Origin of the sequence: Fodinicurvata sp. EGI_FJ10296, assembly GCF_040712075.1 — a bacterium.
Classification (GTDB): domain Bacteria; phylum Pseudomonadota; class Alphaproteobacteria; order DSM-16000; family Inquilinaceae; genus JBFCVL01.
This window is the reverse complement of sequence record NZ_JBFCVL010000009.1, coordinates 34,212-51,219: the sequence shown is the minus strand read 5'-3', so window position 1 is coordinate 51,219 and position 17,008 is coordinate 34,212. Positions and strand designations below refer to the sequence as shown.

The window sequence follows — 17,008 nt, the reverse complement described above, 5'->3', positions numbered from 1 at the left end:
GGAGCCATTGCCATGAAAGCCGTACGCCTCGGCATTGCGCCGATCGCCTGGACGAATTCGGATCTCCCGGAACTGGGCGGCGAAACGTCGTTGGAGACGTGCCTCAGGGAAACCCGGCAGGCGGGATTCTCCGGGACCGAAACAGGGGTCAAGTTCCCGATGGACCCGAAGACGCTGGGTCCGATCCTGGAAAGCCACGACCTGGACCTCGTCTCCGGGTGGTTTTCCGGCCGGCTGCTGGAAAACGATATCGGCATGGAAATGGACCGCATGCGAGACCAGTTATCGACCTTCAGTGCGCTGGGCGCGCCGGTCATGGTCTATGCGGAAACCGTCGGCAGCGTCCAGACCGATCGATCCAGGGCAGTCGCCGACCGGCCGGTACTTGCCGACACGGAAATCCATGAGTACGGCGAGAAGCTGACCGAGCTGGCGTCGCGCATGGCCGAAGCCGGGGTCGCCATGGCCTATCACCATCACATGGGTACGGTGATCGAAAGCGCCCGCGACATCGACCTGCTGATGGCGTCAACGGGCGAAAGCGTGGGATTGCTGCTGGACACCGGCCATCTGACATTCGCCGGGGAAGACCCGATCGCGGTGACGAAGCGCCACGGCGCGCGGATCAACCATGTCCACGTCAAGGATATCCGCCCCGCCATCCTCGACCGGGTCCGCCGGGAGCGGCTGAGTTTTCTGGATGCGGTGCTGGCGGGCGTGTTCACGGTTCCCGGCGACGGGTGCATCGACTTTGCAACCTTCGCCAGAACGCTGGACGCGATCGGCTATGAAGGCTGGATCGTGGTCGAAGCCGAACAGGACCCCGCCAAGGCCCCGCCGCTGGAATATTCGATCATGGGCCACGACCATCTGGTCAAGGCGCTCACCGCCGCCGGCTATACGATCACCGACCGGCGATAAGCCGCCACCTGACACAAATTCGGTACAGCGCCAACTGAACCTGTTAAGCCGAAATCCGCTTCCTATCCCCTCCCCGGCAACTGTGTTTCTCGACACAGCATCCGCCCCTGTCTCCTCCCCTTCGGCGGGAAGCGCCATCCGGAGTCGACAACTTCCGCGAGAAAGTTGATAGTGTGGGCCCCGGCTCTCCAAAGCAGCATTTCATGCTGCATTGCGTCCGGGGCAGGGGATTAATTGCGGCGTCGCCCCTCTATCCCTTCCCCGGCAACTGTGTTTATTGACACAGCATCCGCCCCTGTCTCCTCCCCGGAAGCACGAAGTGCTGTCCGGGGCCCACACGCTCCGATGGAACCGGGCTCGCGCCGCGCACTGGATTTGCAAAGCGCGGAAATCACCATTCCCGCTATCGATCTGGAAGTGCGACTACCGTAAGAGACGGTCGCGTCAGGCGGCGCCGATGGTGGCGTCTGCATGGGCAAAAAGGCGCACGACGGTATCACCGTCCAGCCGTTCGGCTACTAGCGCCTTTATCCGGGCTGCCGCGTCGGCCAGACGCTCCGGCGTGCGATCGGGTTTCTGCCGGCACTTGACCTCGACATAGGTCGCGGCGCCATGAACGGCGACGGTCGGCGCTTGAACGATGACCTGCACTTCCGACGTCGGCGTGTTCAGGCAGTCGGAAATCAGCGCCGCCAGATCAGCCGGCGCGTCCGACCAGCGTTCGGCCACAGGCCGCATGGAATGAACAATGACAAACGGCACAGTGGCCCCCTCGTCGATAAGTTGAACAAATGCGATACCATAGTAACGCGAGCGCATTCTATCGGCGGGGCCGCTATCGGGCCAGCAGAAACTCAACCGTTATCCGGCGGACTTGATCGTCGCCACCGGATCGGCCGTGTAAATATCGCCCGACACGACTTCTTCCAGTCGATGCGTCCTTGAAATGCTGGGCCGGTCGTCCCGCGTCAGGATGCAGATATCGTCCTTGATCCGGGCGATCGTCCAATGGATGTTGGACGTGCCGCGCTCGCGCAGGGTCATGCCCTCCGCGAGGGTTTCAATTTTTTGGTACATCGTCGCCTCATCATCGGTTCGGGCGCGGGAGGCAACAACCATCGTTGGCTCGCCAGCGGAGATGCCTGAGGCCAAGCCATCCGGATCGGACCCGATGGCGGGCAGCAGAGTCGGCACGAAAAAAGCCGATGTGCCCGGCCGCGTCAAGAACAACGATGGTGGAATGTCATTCGGCGCGGATCACCCATTGCCGGGGCGCCGGGCGCCACGCTTCGGCCTGGCGGTCGGCTTCGGCGACCTGTGCCGCCGTCATCGACCGCGCGGCGCGGCGCATTTCCGCCGACGCATCGCTGGACCCGAAACGGGCAGCGAGGATCAGCCACTTATGCGCCTCGACCGGGTCGGATTCGACCCCACGGCCGTCGCGATACATCATGCCGAGACGATACTGCGCTTCGGCCGACGCCTGCCCTGCTGCCAGTTCGTACCATCGCGCGGCTTCGTCATGATCGACGTCGACACCATAGCCGAGCCGGTATTTGTGACCGAGGGCGAGTTGCGCCCCGCGCTCCCCTGCCTCGGCGGCCCTCAGATACCACTCGACCGCCTCGGCGTGATCCTGGCGCGTGCCCCAGCCGCGTTCGAGCATGACGGCCAGATTGGTCCAGGCGAGTTCGTGATCTTCCGCCGCGGCGGCGCGATACCAGCGCAATGCCTCTTCGTAGTCGCGTTGCACGCCCCAGCCCTGGCGGTACATGTTGCCCAGATTGTTCTGCGAAGCGGCCTGGCCGCCTTCGGCCAGCGGCAGCCATATCTCGATCGCGCGCGCGTGATCGCCCTGACTATAGGCCGCCATGCCGTCGTGAAATCCGTCGGCGCGGGCGATCATTGGAGATAAAAGAAAAACACTGGCAACCATCAACGGGGCCAGAAAAAAGCGCGATGACCCTAAGACATTCATAGCAATCTATCCATTCTGCCCACACGGCCGCAGCGTATTGTCTATAATCGAACTGGCGCGTCAATTGCAATCCGCGGGCGTCCGACCGAATTCGGCATTGCGCACAATAGCGGTCTGGCACTCCACACGCATGAGCTTAATCTTGACATCCGCCGTCTACCCATACGAGGATCAAAGCATCGTCGGCGTCCCTGCTTCCCACAACCACAGCCGGATCAGACCGCATGCCTCAGCCATCGCCTTCCGATCCCGAAGTGCCGGATCACGACCGGGGAAACGCAAACCGCCACGTCGGTACCAAGTCGGAACGCAAGGCACGCAAGGCCGCCCGTGACAAGGTCAAATCGGCGTCGTTCGGCGCGGGTCTGCTCTGGATCGGTTTCGTCTGGCTGCTGGATCTGGGCTGGGCTGCCGCACTGATCGGCATCGGAACCGTTCTCGTGCTGGAGCAGGCGGTCCGCGCGCAATTCGCCCTCGGCATCGACCGTTTCTGGCTTGGCGCCGGCGCCCTCATCGGCGTCGGCGGGCTGCTGATCCTCGCCGGGATCGATGTGCCGATCGGACCGCTACTGCTGATCGCTGCCGGACTGGCCATCATTTCAAGCATTTTCACCAGCAATACATCCAGGTAATCCGGCCCCTCTCGGAGCCGGAACCCTGGGTCAGGCTATCCGCGTTCGAAAACGCCAACCAGTTCCAGATGCGGCGACCACACGAACTGGTCGACCGGCGTCACGGTCCTCAGGACATAGCCGCCGTCGACGAGCGTGCGGGCATCGCGGGCAAAGCTGGACGGATTGCACGAGACATAGGCGATGCGGGCGACACCGCTCGACGCCAGCGCCTCGGCCTGGGCCCGCGCCCCCGCCCGGGGTGGGTCGAGAACAACAGCCTCCACGCCGCGCAGTTCGTCGCCGGCAACCGGATCGCGGTTGAGGTTCCGCACGGCGGCGCCGATGCGCACCGCCAGCCCCGACCGGCGCGCGGCGGCGTCGAGCGCTGCGATCGCCGACGGCTCGGAGTCGAATGCGCGCAGCTTCATGCCCGCCCTGCCAACCGCAAGCGGAAAGGTAAAGGTGCCAATCCCGCAGAACAGGTCGATCACGCTGTCGGCTTCACCCACGGCGCGGCACACCCGGCTGGTCAGGATATCCTGCCCTTCGACGCTCGCTTGCAGGAACGCATGTCCCGGCGCGCGAACCGGAACACCACCCAGAGTGACGATGCCCTCGCGGCGATGGGCCAGCGGCTCGACCTCGCCGTCCTCCGCCTGGCCGCCACCAGATTTTTCGCTTTTGCGCCAGCCGAGACGCGCCAGATCGTGCGCTTCGGCAAATGCCGCCAGCCGCTCCCGATCCGCAAGCGTCGGATTGCCCGGACGGCCGATGACGATTTCGACACCGTCATCCAGCCGTGTCATCGCCAGCGATGCTTCGTCGCCAACACCGTCCAGCAGATCGGCCGCCATGATGCGCAACGGATCCACCAGCGCCGCCAGATCGGGATGAAGGATCGAGCACGACTTCAGATCGACGATGCGGGCGCTGCCGCGCTCGTAGAAGCCGGCCACGACGCCGCTACGCAGCCGCCGCACCGAGAGAACGGCCCGGCGGCGCGTCGCGGGCGGCGTTCGGATCACGGAGTCGACGACGGCCGGATCAAGCGACTGACGGCCGAGCGCGGTGGCGACCTGCTCGTGCTTCCAGGCGTCGTAGACCGGGTCTGACAGATGCTGCAACGTGCAGCCGCCGCAAGGTCCGAAATGCGGGCACGGCGGTTCTGCCCGTCCCGGGCCGTGCTGCAGCAGTTCGATCGCATCGGCCGTCAGGCGGTCGCCGTGTTCCGCCACCGGGCGGGCCCGCACCAGATCGCCCGGCGCAGTATGCGGGACGAAGACCTGACGCCCGTCCCAGTCGGCCACGCCGTCGCCGTAGCCGCCGACATGGTCGATGACCAGTTCCAGGATCGGGCCATTCTCGATGCGCGTGCCCTTGTCGCGGCTGCCACTATGGGCGGCACCGCGCTTGCCCTGTCGGCCCGGATGATTGTTGCCGCGCGGCGGCTTCTGCCCCGGCGGACGGCGATTCTGTCGTCTTGTTTCCATGTCGCTTCAACTGCCAGATACGCAGCATCCGCGCAAGCACGTCCGGTGCACTCAGACCGGAATCTTCGAGACCTGGCGTGCGGCATCGAAGAGGATTTCCGCCGACGCCACCAGCGCCTGATGTTCGCCATCGGTCAGTTCCGGTTGCAGGGTCGAGAGGATGCCGCCGGCCCCGACCACGCGCGGCAGCGACATCGCGACCGGCCCGACGCCCATGACCGAGGATTCGACCTTGGAAACCGTAATCACGGTTCGCTGGTCACTGGTGATCGCACGGGCAATATGGGCGATACCGGCGCCGATGCCGTAATAGGTCGCCCCCTTGCCCTCGATGATCGTATAGGCCGCCCGGCGCACGCCCGCATCGATCGTTTCATGATCCGCCGCCGTCAGCGGCCGGCCGATCTGATCGGCGTAGCGATTGACGGGCAGGCCGCCAATCGTCGCTCCCGACCAGTGCAGCACCTCGCTGTCGCCATGCTCGCCCAGCACATGGGCATGGACGGATTTCGGCGACACGCTGAGACGGCCGGCCAGCAGTGATCGGAATCGAGCGGTGTCGAGCACCGTTCCCGAACCGATCACCCGTTCCGGCGCCAAACCGGAGATCGTCTGGGCAACATGGGTCATGATATCGACGGGATTGGTGGCGACGATCAGCAAGGCGTTCGGCGCGGCCTTGAGAACCGCGGGAATCACGTCGGCAAAGACAGCCGCATTGCGATCCAGAAGCTGGATCCGCGTCTCGCCGGGCTTCTGGCTGACACCCGCCGCCAGCACGACGATTCCGGCCCCGTCCAGATCGTCATAGCCGCCGGGATAGACATTGATCGGAGCGGCGAACGGCGTCGCATGAATAATGTCCTGAGCCTGTGCCCTGGCCATGGCTTCGTTGCGGTCGACCATGACGATGCTGTTGCCGATCCCCTGCATCACCAGCGAATAAGCGGCGGTTGCCCCGACCTGGCCGGTTCCGACGATTCCGATTTTCATCCATGACTTCCTTTTCGGTGAACGGTATGCGAATGCGCGCGATATGGGGGCAACCTGTCAGAGAAATATTAACCAATAGCCGCCAGATTGGCCGTACGCACGCTTCACCTAAGAGTATCGGGACCGATTTTCGAGATGCAGGTTCAGCAATCGCTCACCCTGATGCGTCAGGCCATCCACACACTGTTCCGGCCGCCGTCGGTGTCATCGGTTGACAGTGCCGACGAAGCCGCCGCGACCCGCGGGGCCGAGCGCGCACCCGCCGAGGCCCCTGCGCCCCAGCGAAAGGGCGCCGCCAAGCTGCCGCCCGGTGTGGTCGGTTTCATCGCCGAGCGGTTTCACATGCCGGCCAGCACTCTTGGTCTACCGCGCGGATATTTCATCGACATCAGGGTCTGAGTACCCGGCGCCGGAATTGGCACCGACCTGAATCATCAGATGGGGAACGCCGTTGGATGTCCGGCTCGGCGACTGCCCGGTCCGGTCGATGATCCCGCTGACCCGTTGACGCAGGGCGGAAAAGCTGGCGAAGGTCACGACGTCCACGGGCACATCGAAATGTAGCGTGATCCGGTGCTGTCCCGACGAAACCAGTTCGGTCAGCCCCAGAACGCGGCCACTGAACGGCTGGCCGAGATAACGGCCCGAAACCCGCTGGCCGACGAATACCGGCGCGTCCGGGACGGAATTGTTCGACCTTGCCGGGGCCGGGCTCGTTTGGGCTACAAGGGTATTCCAATCGCGCGCGCCGTGCTGGCGCGCGATCAGTTCGAGGGACTGGCTGTGGGAAAGCTCTGATCCCCTATCGCGCAGATCGGCGCGCAAGCGTTTTGCCTGGGTTTTCAGAGCATCGATCCGGAGTCGATTGTCGTTGGTCATGATGAGGCGCCTCAATCGCGTTGACGTGGCGTCCTGCAGACGGGGGCTCGCGTTACCATCCGGACGCACGCTGCAATTGCGGGCCAGAGGAATGGTCGACCGGAAATTCACCATAAGCCGAAGCTCGCGAGCGGCAGGGTTCCGGGCCCTTGTTGCCTGATAGCCCCACCGCCGCGAAACGTCAACAATTGCTTGGCTCAGCCATCGACCAGCGTCAGCGCAATGCCCCAGGGGTCGCGCAGCACAGTGCCGCCCGCGGATCGTTCCAGCGGATACCCGGCCTGCCGCGCGCGGTCCTCGATAGCGGCGCGCACCGTTGCATCAAGCACAACGATTTCGATGCCGGCCAGACCGGACATCGCCGCCGATCGCGGACCTGCGCCACTGCTGTTCCAGATATTCGCCGCCACCTGATGGTGATAGCCGCCGGCACCAAGGAAAGTCGCACCGCGATAGCGGCACGTCACGTCGAAGCCCAGCACATCGCCGTAGAACGGCTCTGCCACCGACAGATCGCCCACTTGCAGATGCATATGGCCAATGCGGCTGCCCACCGGCATGCCCGCCCACTCCGCGCCGGAACCGGCATCAATGAGACCGGGAGTATCCAGCCGCTCATTCCCCATATCGAAGCGGCCGCCGACCACCGGCCACTCCTCAACCGGGCGGTCGGAATATATCTCGATGCCATTGCCCTCGGGATCGGCCAGATAGACAGCCTCGCTGACCCGGTGGTCGGCGGCACCTTGCAGCTCAATTCCCTCGTTGGCGGCAAATTTCAGCCATCGGCCGAGATCGGCGCGATCCGGTAGTAGAAACGCCGTATGGAACAGACCTGCCGCCCGGCGATCGTCCGGCACAGCATGCGGGTCCGCGACCAGATCCAGCAGGACCGCTCCACCAATGCCGAGGCTCACCCGGTTCGGTCTCTCTTCGATCGGCGTCAGGCCGATAACATTCCGGTAGAACGCCGCCACAAGCACCAGATTGCGAACCCTGAGCTGGACATGGCCGATCCGCATCGGGGCGGCCTCCATGTCGAACATGCCGGGTGCGGCAGATTTCAGGTCAACGGGATTGGACATAGCGGGCGAACTCCTGCAGGGCAAACCGATGGCACGCCGGAACGCCGCATAAGCGGCTTCCGTCCTCCGATACTACTCAGTTGCCTGAATGAATATAATGCCGCAAAAACGAAAATTATTGTGTCGCAAAACGCTCGAATACGTCACAGCAGTGGCGACATCAGCCGAGCCATTGAATCCCGGAACCGGACAACTCGGCCGAGCGCCTGATAATGGTCGGGGTCGAACGCCCGGCACTCCTCCATATCCGCTTCGAACTGCGCTTCCAGTCCAGAGGCCAGTGCGTTGTCGTAAATTACGGCGTTCAGCTCGTAGTTGATGGTAAAACTGCGCGTGTCGATGTTGGCGGACCCTATGGAACATACCTCGGAATCGACGCTGATCGACTTGGCGTGCAGATACCCCTTTTCGTAAAGATAAACCCGCACACCGGCGGCGACGATATCGGCAAAATAGGTGTTCCCCGCCCATTCCGGCAAGGGGGTGCCCGACGCCCGCGAACTGACCATCAGCCGCACATCGACGCCGGACAGGGCGGCAAGCTTCAGCGCCTCGGCGATCGTCCCGTCGGGAATGAAGAACGGCGACTGGACGAAGACCCGCCGCTGCGCCGTACCGATCATGAAGGCGTAAAGCTGGCGGATCGCCGCCCAGCGCGAATCCGGCCCCGAGGTCAGGATCTGCACAGGCACGCCATTGGCGACAGGCGTTTCGACCGCCGGAAAGTAGGCCGGGGCGAACAGATCTTCCTGAACCGCGTTGAACCAGTCGACCATGAAGACGGCCTGCAGCATTGCGGCGGCATCGCCGGCGAGTCGGAGCTGCGAGTCACGCCAGAACGGGAAATCGGCGCCGCCGTCGAGATGCTCCTGTCCGATATTCATGCCACCGGTATAGCCGATGGCGCCATCGATCACGCTGATCTTGCGGTGATTGCGATACCCGATCGTGTGAAGCCGATAAATCGGCGAGGTCGGCGCCACATGCACCCCGCCCCGCCGAAGATCGCGAAGATAGGCATAGCTCAGATACCGGAGCGATCCGACGGCGTCGTACAGCAGTCTCACCTCGACGCCTTCGCGCGCCTTGGCGATCATTACCGACTTCAGTTCCTCGGTAAAGGCGTCGGCGCCCCAGATGAAATACTGATGGTGGATCGAATGGCGCGCCGCCTTCATGTCGGCGATCAGCCTCGGATAGAATTGCGCGGCGTCCTGCAGCACTTCGGCTTCGGTCGTTCGGACAACGGCGGAATCGGAGTTGCGGCGGACGAGCATCATCAGTTTGCGGCGGCTGACGCTTCCGCCTTCGAGCCCGGCGATCTCGGTGTCCTGACGGGCCAGAATCGGCTCCAGCAAAGGCACCGAACTTGCCTCCAGGCTCTGGCCCAGCAATTTTCCTTCGCGGCTGAAGGCTTTCTGATCGCGGCCAAAGAAAAAATAGATGATGAGTCCCAGACCGGGGGCCAACAGAAATGCCAGCATCCAGGCAAGCGTCGATTGGGGTCGCCTGTTTTCCGAGATCAGAAAAATGCTGGTAACAAGAGCATAGGTGCCGACCAGGACGGCCCATATCGTTGAAGGAGTCTCCATATCCAATCCCGAGCCCGAACGCGGTCCGGTTCCAGCACTACAGGAAAAGGGGCGGCATCCGCCAGCCCATCCGCAGAATCGCCCCAAAGAGAGGATTTCAATAGTGTCGACTGCACCCAGCCTGCATCGCTGCTCCCGGCCCGACGCCGCAATTTTCGATCTTGATGGCACGCTGTTCCACAGCGCCCCGGGAATAACCGAATGTCTGAATGCTGTTCTGGAGGCTGACGCCCGGCGGCGGCTGACGGTCGGCGAGGCGACGACCATGATCGGCAATGGCGCGCGCGTGCTGTTGTCGCGCGCGTATGAGGCAACCGGCGGACATCCGTCACCGGACGATCGCGGCGGCATGGAGGCACGCTACACGGCCCTGGCCGACCTGCTGAGTGAAGTACCGGTCGGAGCGTCGGACCTCTATCCCGGCGTGGGCCAAACGCTCGCCCGGTACAGCGAAGCCGGCATCGCCATGGCCGTGTGCACCAACAAGCCGGAAAAGGCGGCCCGGCACGCGCTGGACGGGCTGGGGATCGCAGGGTCGTTCGAAATGGTGATCGGCGGCGACAGCCTGGCGGAACGCAAACCCCACCCCATGGCGCTGACCACGATCCTGGAGCGCCTCGGGACCACCCCGGACCGGGCGGTCATGATCGGCGACAGCATCACCGATCTGGACACCGCCCGCGCGGCGGGCATGGCCTGCATTCTGGTGTCGTTCGGCTATAGCCGAACGCCGGTCACCGCGCTGGGCGCCGACCGGGTCGTGGAGAATTTCACCGACCTGACGGCATTGTTGCGCGAGTAGCGGCGCGGGCGACCCTCTTCCAATCAGCCAGCGCTGCGCAGGCGTTCCGCCAGACTGGAGACCGACTGGCGCAGCGTGCGCCCGTGGCCGAGAAGATCGCCGGACGACCTGTCCAGACTGTCGGATGCCCGGGCACTTTCAGCGGCAACATCGGATACTTCGGCGATGGCGTCAGACACGTTGCGCGCATTCTCCGCGACCTGCGCAATGGTGCGCGCGACTTCGCCGGCGGCGGCATTCTGTTGATCGACAGTTGTCGCGATGGCCGTGGAGGTCCGATCGATATCGCCGATGACGGTACCAATCGTCTGCAGTGACGATACGGTATCGGTGACCGCGCCGCGGATGGCGGCAATCTGACTGGATATGTCCGACGTGGCCTCGGCCGTCTGACGCGCGAGCGCCTTGACCTCATTCGCGACCACGGCGAAGCCGCGGCCAGCGTCGCCGGCGCGCGCTGCCTCGATCGACGCGTTCAGCGCCAGCAGATTGGTCTGCCGCGCGATATCCTGGATCAGGTTCACGACGTCGCCGATGCGTTGCGCGGCGTCGGACAAACCGGCGACCTTGGTATTGGAGTCTTCCGTCGTGGATACCGCCTGACGGGCCAGAGACGCGGCCGTCGAGATCTGGGTATTGATCTCGGCTACGGCGGCCGACATTTCCTCAGCCGCCGCGGCGGTGGAATCGATCGACTGGCTGGTCTCGGCAGCGGACCGCGCGACGGCTTCGGCGCGCTCGCGGGTCTGGCGCGATCCACCCGATACGGTGTCGGCCAGTTTCTGGACGGTTTCGGCCTCGTGCACGACCGAATCAGCAACCGAATCGATGGACGATGTGACATCGTCGGCGATATCGACGAGCCGCCGGCGATAGGTGGCGTCCGTCTCTTCGATATAGATCGAGACCGCCAGCTCGGCGTCGAGCATGACCGCCCGATCAATCGCCGAAATCAACCGTGCCAGTTCCGCCGGCTTGCGCGACTTGTGGCGCACGGCAACTTCGTGGATCCGGCCCAGCATCAGGGCATAGCCGGCCATATACCAGCGCGGTGACAGGCCGACACGCTCATGCGCTTTGCCGATCCGCCGCACCCGGTCGTAATAGGTTTCATCGAACCGTCCGGCAAAAACCGCTTTCCAGTGCTCACGCTGAGCCTTTTTCAGGCGGTCGATCTTGCCGTGCCCTTCCAGCAATGCGGCGGGTTCGGAGCACGAGAGCAGACGATCATAGAACCCCTTGAGGATTTCCTGAAGTTCCTGTTCCAGCACCGGCCAGAAGGCGCTCAGCAATGCGCAGGCGTCGCGGTCGAGACCAAGAAACGCCGTGCGCTCTTGCCAGGGTTCGGAAGCGGCTGAACGAGTCGGCGAACCGGAAGCCGAGGCCTTGACCGTCATGGTCGCGCATCTTTCTTGCTGTTGCGGGTCTGCTGAATTGAATCCAGTGGGGACTGGACGCCATGGAAAGCCCGTCGGGTGAAGAAACCCTTAATTTTCCCCCCTCAATCAGCATACTGTGGGCTGCAATCATCAGCAGCCCGACTCCCACCGGCCGCGGCCCGCAACGATGCGTCCAGCCATGGCCCGACTGTCACTCCAGATCCTTGAACTGCCGCCGCAGACGGTAGTCCTCGGACGTGACGTGGCGTTCCATGGCGGCGATCCGGCGGTCCAGCTCGCGGAACCGATGACGCAGCGATGAAAAGGTCGAGGACGGATCATTGTTGACCGACTGCCAGAAGGCCCGTTCTTCGCCCGCCGGCTGGCCCTGTCCGATCGGTGCGGGCTTCAGGACGAACGCCAGGATCAGGTAGACGATGACGGCCTGAGGCGGGAAGATGATCAGCATCAGCACCGCCAGCGCCCGCGCCTGCCAGACCGCCAGGCCGAAATAATCGGCAAATCCGGCGCAGACGCCGAACATCACGCCTTTCTGCGTGTTTCTGCGCAGTTTGACCGGATTGGGGCTTCCGCCGGACCCGCCCGTCCAGGGGCCGTCAGTATCGTTGTTTCGTGTCATTCCTTCCTCCCGCGCCAGCCCGGCGCATCCTGATCAAGAATCGTTTCCAGCGTGTTGATCCGGTCTTCCATCCTCGAAGCCGATTGCCACAGATCGACGAGCATCTTCTCGTCTTCGGTGGAAAGCGTCCGTGACGCTTTCCACCGTGTAGCGTAGTGGAGGAGCAGCCAGAGCGGCACCACCACCACGACGAAGAGAATGAGGACGGGTTGCAGCAGATCCATCATTTAGTGCCCCCGGTTGGTCGGATCATCGATCACGCCTTGTCGCCGCCAGCCGAGGCCTGCTCGTTGCCGCGCCGCGCCCGAACCTTCTGGCGCAAATCGTCCAGTTCGGATTCGACTTCGACGTCGGTGTCGAGTTTGTCCAGCTCTGCCTGCAGCGACTCCATCTGATCGTCGCCGCCCTTTGCCGGTGCGCGCCCCAGATCATAGGCGTCGACCTGGCCTTCGGCGCCATGAAGCTTGCGCTCGATCTCGTCATACCGCCCCAGCGCGTCGTCGACGCGGCTGTCATGCGTCTTCTGACGAACCTTCAGCCGATCGCCGGCGGTCCGGCGGCGCACCTGAATCGCCTGCTGACGCTTCTTGGCCTCGTCGAGTTTCTGCTGAAGCTTGCTCAGATCGTCGTCGGTCTTGGCCAGACCCTGGTCGATCTGGTCCAGTTCCTCCTTGAGCGCGTTCACCGATTCCAGCGCCCTGTTCTTGGCGATCAGTGCTGCCTTGGCCAGATCCTCACGTCCCTTTTCAACGGCCAGTTCCGCCTTGCGCCGCCAATCGGCAACGATGGCTTCCATCTGGCGGATACGCCGATCCAGTTCGCCGCGCTCGGCCAGCGCCTTGGCAGCCGACGACCGCACCTCGACGAGCGTGTCCTCCATCTCCTGGATGATGAGGCGGACGATCTTTTCCGGATTTTCGGCGCGTTCGAGCATCGAGGAAATGTTCGAATTCACGATATCGGACAAGCGGGAAAAGATACCCATTTGTTGACCCCTTGGGTTGCTGTGGTCGATCCGTCCATTGACGGCTCGTTCGTGTCTATCTTTGCACGGCGCGTGCCAACTCCGGCGAATTCCATTAATCAGTTGATAACGTTCATGAAAAATTTCCGAGGGCGAAGCGGCATGCCTGACAACTCTTCCTATTATGGTTGGTTATCCCATATAGTGGTGAAATTCACCATTTTGCCGAGGCGCCCATGTCCCCATCGCCGGTCTCGCCCGATCCCGGCAGCAATGCCATGATTGGCGAATCCCCCGCCTTTCTCGAAATGCTCGACCTGGTCTCGCGGCTGGCGCCGGTGGATCGCCCGGTGCTGATCCTGGGGGAGCGTGGGAGCGGCAAGGAACTGGTCGCCGAACGGCTCCATTACCTTTCAGGCCGCTGGGACGGCCCCTTTACCCGGACCAACTGCGCGGCTTTGGCCGAGGGCGTTCTGGACAGTGAGTTGTTCGGACACGAGGCCGGCGCATTCACCGGCGCGGTTCGGCGGCATGCCGGCCGTTTCGAGCGGTCGTCCGGCGGTACGCTGTTCCTGGACGAGATCGCCTCCGCCCCGATCAGCGTTCAGGAGAAACTTCTGCGCGCCGTCGAATACGGCGAAATCGAGCGGGTCGGCGGCACCGGCACGCTGACGGTCGATGTGCGCGTCGTGGCCGCCGCCAATACCGATCTGCGGGCAGAAGCACAGTCAGGGCGGTTTCGGGCAGACCTTCTCGACCGACTGGCCTTCGATGTCGTTCGCGTCCCCCCGCTGCGCGCCCGGCGCCCGGACATACCGGCTCTGGTGGATCATTTTGGCCGTGCCATGGCGGCGGATTTGAGATGGTCCCATTTCCCGGGCTTTGCCGAAGAGGCCATTGCCGCCTTCAGTGCGCACGACTGGCCCGGCAATATCCGGGAACTTCGCGGTGCAGTGGAGCGCTCCATGGTGCGCGCCGGTACGAATGGCAGGCCGATCACGGCGGTCGTGCTGGATCCTTTTGGACCGGTCACGCCGACACCACCTGTCCCGGCCGATGCGGCCGGATCGGTGTCATCGCCCGACGCCCCGCACGTCACGCCGCTTGACCGACTCTCGGCGGCGGTCCGATCCGCAGGGGAGACACCATTCGACTTCCATAAGGTCATTGGCCATGTCGAGGGTCTTTTGCTGGATGCCGCCATTCAGCAAAGCGCCAACAACCTGAAGGATGCATCGTATTATATGAATCTCTCCTATGACCAACTGCGCACGATCATGAAGAGGCATGGACGACGGGCCCGTCCACGTCGCAATCAAGTTTAGCTTACATTTCGAACAATCTGTTTTTTCAGAGTTTTTTAAGAAGCTGGCCATAGAGTTGGCGTCTGATGAACGGGATTACCGGACAACGATCCCGGATATCCGGCAAGGAAACGGCTGGTGAGCGAAATCATAACCTTCCTGATGCAAACGCCCGCGGTCCTCGGCCTGATCGTATCGGCGCTTATCCTGGCCGTCGTCGGCGGCGCCATGACCGCGGTGCTGAATCGCAGACGCGGCCAATCCACCGCCGTTGCGCCCCCTGTTGATGTCCTGGGTGGCCCTGTCCGGCGTCTGCTGCGCCGAATACGGGTTGGTCAGCGGCGAATCACCGAAACGGGCAGCTTCGATCCCGACCGGGCGGACGCCAACGCCGTGTTCAGGAACATTGCCATCTGGGGTGATGAATCGCAGCCCATGGATCTGCGGCACCGCGCACTGCACGAGGCCCGCAGCCGGCTGAACCGTCTGGCTGACACCATTCTGGCGGCGCACGCTGCCGAGAGCGCGGCAGCAAGCCTTATGGCTGCCGATACCCCGAAGGCAAGCCGGCGGACGGAGATCCTGCTGGTCGATGACGAAGCCACGCTGCGCGACCTGACCGCCTTGTCCCTTCGCGAAATGGGCTTCATCGTTCATCGGGCCGACAACGCCGAAGAAGCAATGGCCATAATCGCGGGCCGGTCCGGCAACATCGACCTCGTGCTGTCGGATGTCGTGATGCCCGGCGCTTCCGGACCTGAACTCGCCGGCGAAATCGCACGGACCCACCCGGAAATCCCGGTCATGTTCATGTCCGGCTACGAGCAGCGCCGGCTCGCCAAGGAACGCATGATCCCGCCGGCAATGCTGTGCCTGTCGAAGCCGTTCACGCTGGAAGAACTTCTCGCCGCCATCCGCGATGTTCTGGCGTCCCGCCGCCACCACATCGTCAAGACCTGAGACGTTCCTCCCGCCATCGATCGTGCCTCGTTACACAATGGCGCTCTCGCACTTTGCGAGCAATGCGCCTATGCTGCGGCGGTGGGCCGGGTCACTATCCCAATGCACCCGGTGGAAGAAACAGCCCAGATCAAAGGAGGCTCGCAATGTCCCAGGACGTTTCCCGCAGTACCCGACTCAAAAGCGGAGTCGCCAGCGCGGTTCTGACCGGCGCCATCGTCGTCGGCGCCATGTCTGCCGCACCGGCGGCCGCACAAGAGAGTGTCGGGCTCGGGGCGCTCTTCCCGATGACCGGCGATCTTTCGGCCTATGGCCAGGGCGTCCAGAACGGCGCCATGCTCGCGATTGCCGAGATCAACGAACAAGGCGGCCTACTGGACGGCCGTGAGCTCAGCCTCACCGTTGCCGATACCCAGGCCGTCGCGCAGGTCGGCGTCGACGCCGCCCAGAATCTGATCCAGGTCGAAGGCGTGACCGGACTAATCGGCGCGCTGTCCAGCGGCGTCACCATCCCCGTCGCCCGTTCGGTAGCCAGTTCCGAAGGCGTACCGATGATCTCGCCGGCATCGACCTCGCCAGTGCTCACGACGCTCGAGGACAATGGCTATCTGTTCCGCACGACGCCATCCGACGCTCTTCAGGGGGTCGTGCTGGCCGATCTGGTGCAAGAGCAGGGCCAGGACAATATCGGCATTCTATACATCAACAACGACTATGGCGAAGGCCTCGCCGAGGCGTTCGCCGATGCCTTCGAAGCCGAGGGCGGCACGGTCACCCAGTCTTCGGCCTACGAGCCCGGCCAGGCATCCTATCGCGGCGAGATCGCCAGCCTGGCCAACGAAGGCGCGGAATCGATGCTGTTGATCGGCTATCCCGAGAACGGCGTCACGATTCTGCGCCAGGCACTTGAGGAAGCCTATTTCGACAGCTTCATTTTCACCGATGGCATGAAGTCCACCGAAGTGGTTGAAGCCATCGGCGGCGACTTCCTGGACGGTTCCTATGGCACGGCCCCGGTGGCGCTGGCCGACAGCGAATCGTCGGTCATATTCCGCGAAGCCTATGAGGCCGAGTACGGCGAATTGCCGCCGCAGCCCTTCATCGACGCCAGCTATGACGCCGTTTACCTGATGGCCCTGGCGATCCAGCATGCAGGCTCGACCGACGGTGAGGCCATTCGCGATGCCCTGCCGGAAGTCGCCAACGCTCCGGGCGAAACCATTCTTCCCGGCGAATGGGAGAAGGCGCTTGAGCTGCTGGCCGCTGGCGAAGACATCAACTACGAAGGCGCTGGCGGACCGCAGAACTTCGATGACGCTGGCGACGTTCCCGGCAGCTACGCCTTCTGGCAGATCCAGAGCGGCGAAATCGTCGATGTCGAGGTCATTACCCCGGACCTGAACTGAC

Annotated in this window: 19 protein-coding genes; 7 read left to right on the top strand and 12 right to left on the bottom strand. The window is 63.5% G+C overall.

Annotation, left to right across the window (positions count from 1 at the left end; all coding sequences use genetic code 11):
- Nucleotides 1-12 precede the first annotated feature (12 nt).
- Nucleotides 13-921, top strand: coding sequence for a myo-inosose-2 dehydratase (gene iolE, locus ABZ728_RS18830; RefSeq protein WP_366657829.1), 909 nt, complete (start codon nucleotides 13-15; stop codon nucleotides 919-921).
- 444 nt (nucleotides 922-1,365) lie between these two features.
- Here the strand turns inward: iolE and ABZ728_RS18825 are convergent, their stop codons facing one another.
- The 3 genes from ABZ728_RS18825 to ABZ728_RS18815 form a co-directional block, all read right to left on the bottom strand.
- Nucleotides 1,366-1,683, bottom strand: a complete 318-nt coding sequence (locus ABZ728_RS18825; protein ID WP_366657828.1) for a hypothetical protein — start codon at nucleotides 1,681-1,683, stop codon at nucleotides 1,366-1,368.
- A gap of 99 nt (nucleotides 1,684-1,782) precedes the next feature.
- Nucleotides 1,783-1,998, bottom strand: a complete 216-nt coding sequence (locus tag ABZ728_RS18820; protein WP_366657827.1) for a hypothetical protein — start codon at nucleotides 1,996-1,998, stop codon at nucleotides 1,783-1,785.
- A 166-nt stretch (nucleotides 1,999-2,164) separates the two neighbouring features.
- Complete coding sequence (locus tag ABZ728_RS18815; protein WP_366657825.1) at nucleotides 2,165-2,899, bottom strand: tetratricopeptide repeat protein; 735 nt, start codon at nucleotides 2,897-2,899, stop codon at nucleotides 2,165-2,167.
- A gap of 224 nt (nucleotides 2,900-3,123) precedes the next feature.
- Between ABZ728_RS18815 and ABZ728_RS18810 the strand changes: the two genes are divergently transcribed.
- The gene (locus ABZ728_RS18810; protein ID WP_366657823.1) at nucleotides 3,124-3,531 is read left to right on the top strand and encodes a hypothetical protein; all 408 of its coding nucleotides are present in this window, start codon (nucleotides 3,124-3,126) and stop codon (nucleotides 3,529-3,531) included.
- 35 nt (nucleotides 3,532-3,566) lie between these two features.
- Here the strand turns inward: ABZ728_RS18810 and rlmD are convergent, their stop codons facing one another.
- Together rlmD and ABZ728_RS18800 are read right to left on the bottom strand one after the other, a co-directional pair.
- A complete protein-coding gene (gene rlmD, locus ABZ728_RS18805) occupies nucleotides 3,567-5,003 on the bottom strand; it encodes a 23S rRNA (uracil(1939)-C(5))-methyltransferase RlmD (protein WP_366657822.1) in 1,437 nt (478 codons plus the stop codon).
- Between the two features lie 51 nt (nucleotides 5,004-5,054).
- Nucleotides 5,055-5,996 carry an L-lactate dehydrogenase gene (locus ABZ728_RS18800; RefSeq protein ID WP_366657821.1) on the bottom strand — a complete coding sequence of 314 codons (942 nt, stop codon included), beginning with the start codon at nucleotides 5,994-5,996 and terminating at the stop codon, nucleotides 5,055-5,057.
- Nucleotides 5,997-6,131: 135 nt separating this feature from the next.
- On the opposite strand from ABZ728_RS18800, the gene ABZ728_RS18795 reads away from it, so the two are divergent.
- Nucleotides 6,132-6,395 (top strand): hypothetical protein, encoded by a 264-nt coding sequence (locus ABZ728_RS18795; RefSeq protein ID WP_366657819.1) that lies wholly within the window; start codon nucleotides 6,132-6,134, stop codon nucleotides 6,393-6,395.
- Here the strand turns inward: ABZ728_RS18795 and ABZ728_RS18790 are convergent.
- The 3 genes from ABZ728_RS18790 to cls form a co-directional block, all read right to left on the bottom strand.
- Entirely contained in the window at nucleotides 6,360-6,875 is a 516-nt protein-coding gene (locus ABZ728_RS18790; RefSeq protein ID WP_366657817.1) for a glyoxalase superfamily protein, read from the bottom strand. The two genes, ABZ728_RS18795 and ABZ728_RS18790, sit on opposite strands and share 36 nt — an antisense overlap.
- A 197-nt stretch (nucleotides 6,876-7,072) precedes the next feature.
- A complete protein-coding gene (locus ABZ728_RS18785) occupies nucleotides 7,073-7,960 on the bottom strand; it encodes a VOC family protein (protein WP_366657816.1) in 888 nt (295 codons plus the stop codon).
- Between the two features lie 143 nt (nucleotides 7,961-8,103).
- Nucleotides 8,104-9,552, bottom strand: a complete 1,449-nt coding sequence (gene cls / locus ABZ728_RS18780) for a cardiolipin synthase (protein ID WP_366657815.1) — start codon at nucleotides 9,550-9,552, stop codon at nucleotides 8,104-8,106.
- 103 nt (nucleotides 9,553-9,655) lie between these two features.
- Here cls and ABZ728_RS18775 point away from each other — a divergent pair, with 103 nt between their 5' ends.
- Nucleotides 9,656-10,354 carry an HAD-IA family hydrolase gene (locus ABZ728_RS18775; protein ID WP_366657813.1) on the top strand — a complete coding sequence of 233 codons (699 nt, stop codon included), beginning with the start codon at nucleotides 9,656-9,658 and terminating at the stop codon, nucleotides 10,352-10,354.
- A gap of 23 nt (nucleotides 10,355-10,377) precedes the next feature.
- On the opposite strand, the gene ABZ728_RS18770 is transcribed toward ABZ728_RS18775, so the two are convergent.
- The 4 genes from ABZ728_RS18770 to pspA form a co-directional block, all read right to left on the bottom strand.
- Nucleotides 10,378-11,751: a globin-coupled sensor protein gene (locus ABZ728_RS18770; protein ID WP_366657811.1), complete on the bottom strand. Its 1,374-nt coding sequence runs from the start codon at nucleotides 11,749-11,751 to the stop codon at nucleotides 10,378-10,380.
- A 193-nt stretch (nucleotides 11,752-11,944) separates the two neighbouring features.
- The gene (gene pspC, locus ABZ728_RS18765; protein WP_366657810.1) at nucleotides 11,945-12,373 is read right to left on the bottom strand and encodes an envelope stress response membrane protein PspC; all 429 of its coding nucleotides are present in this window, start codon (nucleotides 12,371-12,373) and stop codon (nucleotides 11,945-11,947) included.
- A complete protein-coding gene (gene pspB, locus ABZ728_RS18760; protein ID WP_366657809.1) occupies nucleotides 12,370-12,600 on the bottom strand; it encodes an envelope stress response membrane protein PspB in 231 nt (76 codons plus the stop codon). Before pspB ends, pspC begins: the two co-directional genes overlap by 4 nt.
- Nucleotides 12,601-12,629: 29 nt before the next feature.
- Nucleotides 12,630-13,358 carry a phage shock protein PspA gene (gene pspA / locus ABZ728_RS18755; RefSeq protein WP_366657808.1) on the bottom strand — a complete coding sequence of 243 codons (729 nt, stop codon included), beginning with the start codon at nucleotides 13,356-13,358 and terminating at the stop codon, nucleotides 12,630-12,632.
- A gap of 215 nt (nucleotides 13,359-13,573) precedes the next feature.
- Between pspA and ABZ728_RS18750 the strand changes: the two genes are divergently transcribed.
- The 3 genes from ABZ728_RS18750 (at nucleotide 13,574) to ABZ728_RS18740 (ending at nucleotide 17,007) form a co-directional block, all read left to right on the top strand.
- The gene (locus tag ABZ728_RS18750; RefSeq protein WP_366657807.1) at nucleotides 13,574-14,662 is read left to right on the top strand and encodes a sigma 54-interacting transcriptional regulator; all 1,089 of its coding nucleotides are present in this window, start codon (nucleotides 13,574-13,576) and stop codon (nucleotides 14,660-14,662) included.
- A 117-nt stretch (nucleotides 14,663-14,779) separates the two neighbouring features.
- Nucleotides 14,780-15,601, top strand: coding sequence for a response regulator (locus ABZ728_RS18745; protein ID WP_366657806.1), 822 nt, complete (start codon nucleotides 14,780-14,782; stop codon nucleotides 15,599-15,601).
- Nucleotides 15,602-15,747: 146 nt separating this feature from the next.
- Entirely contained in the window at nucleotides 15,748-17,007 is a 1,260-nt protein-coding gene (locus tag ABZ728_RS18740; protein WP_366657805.1) for an ABC transporter substrate-binding protein, read from the top strand.
- Nucleotide 17,008: the final 1 nt, after the last annotated feature.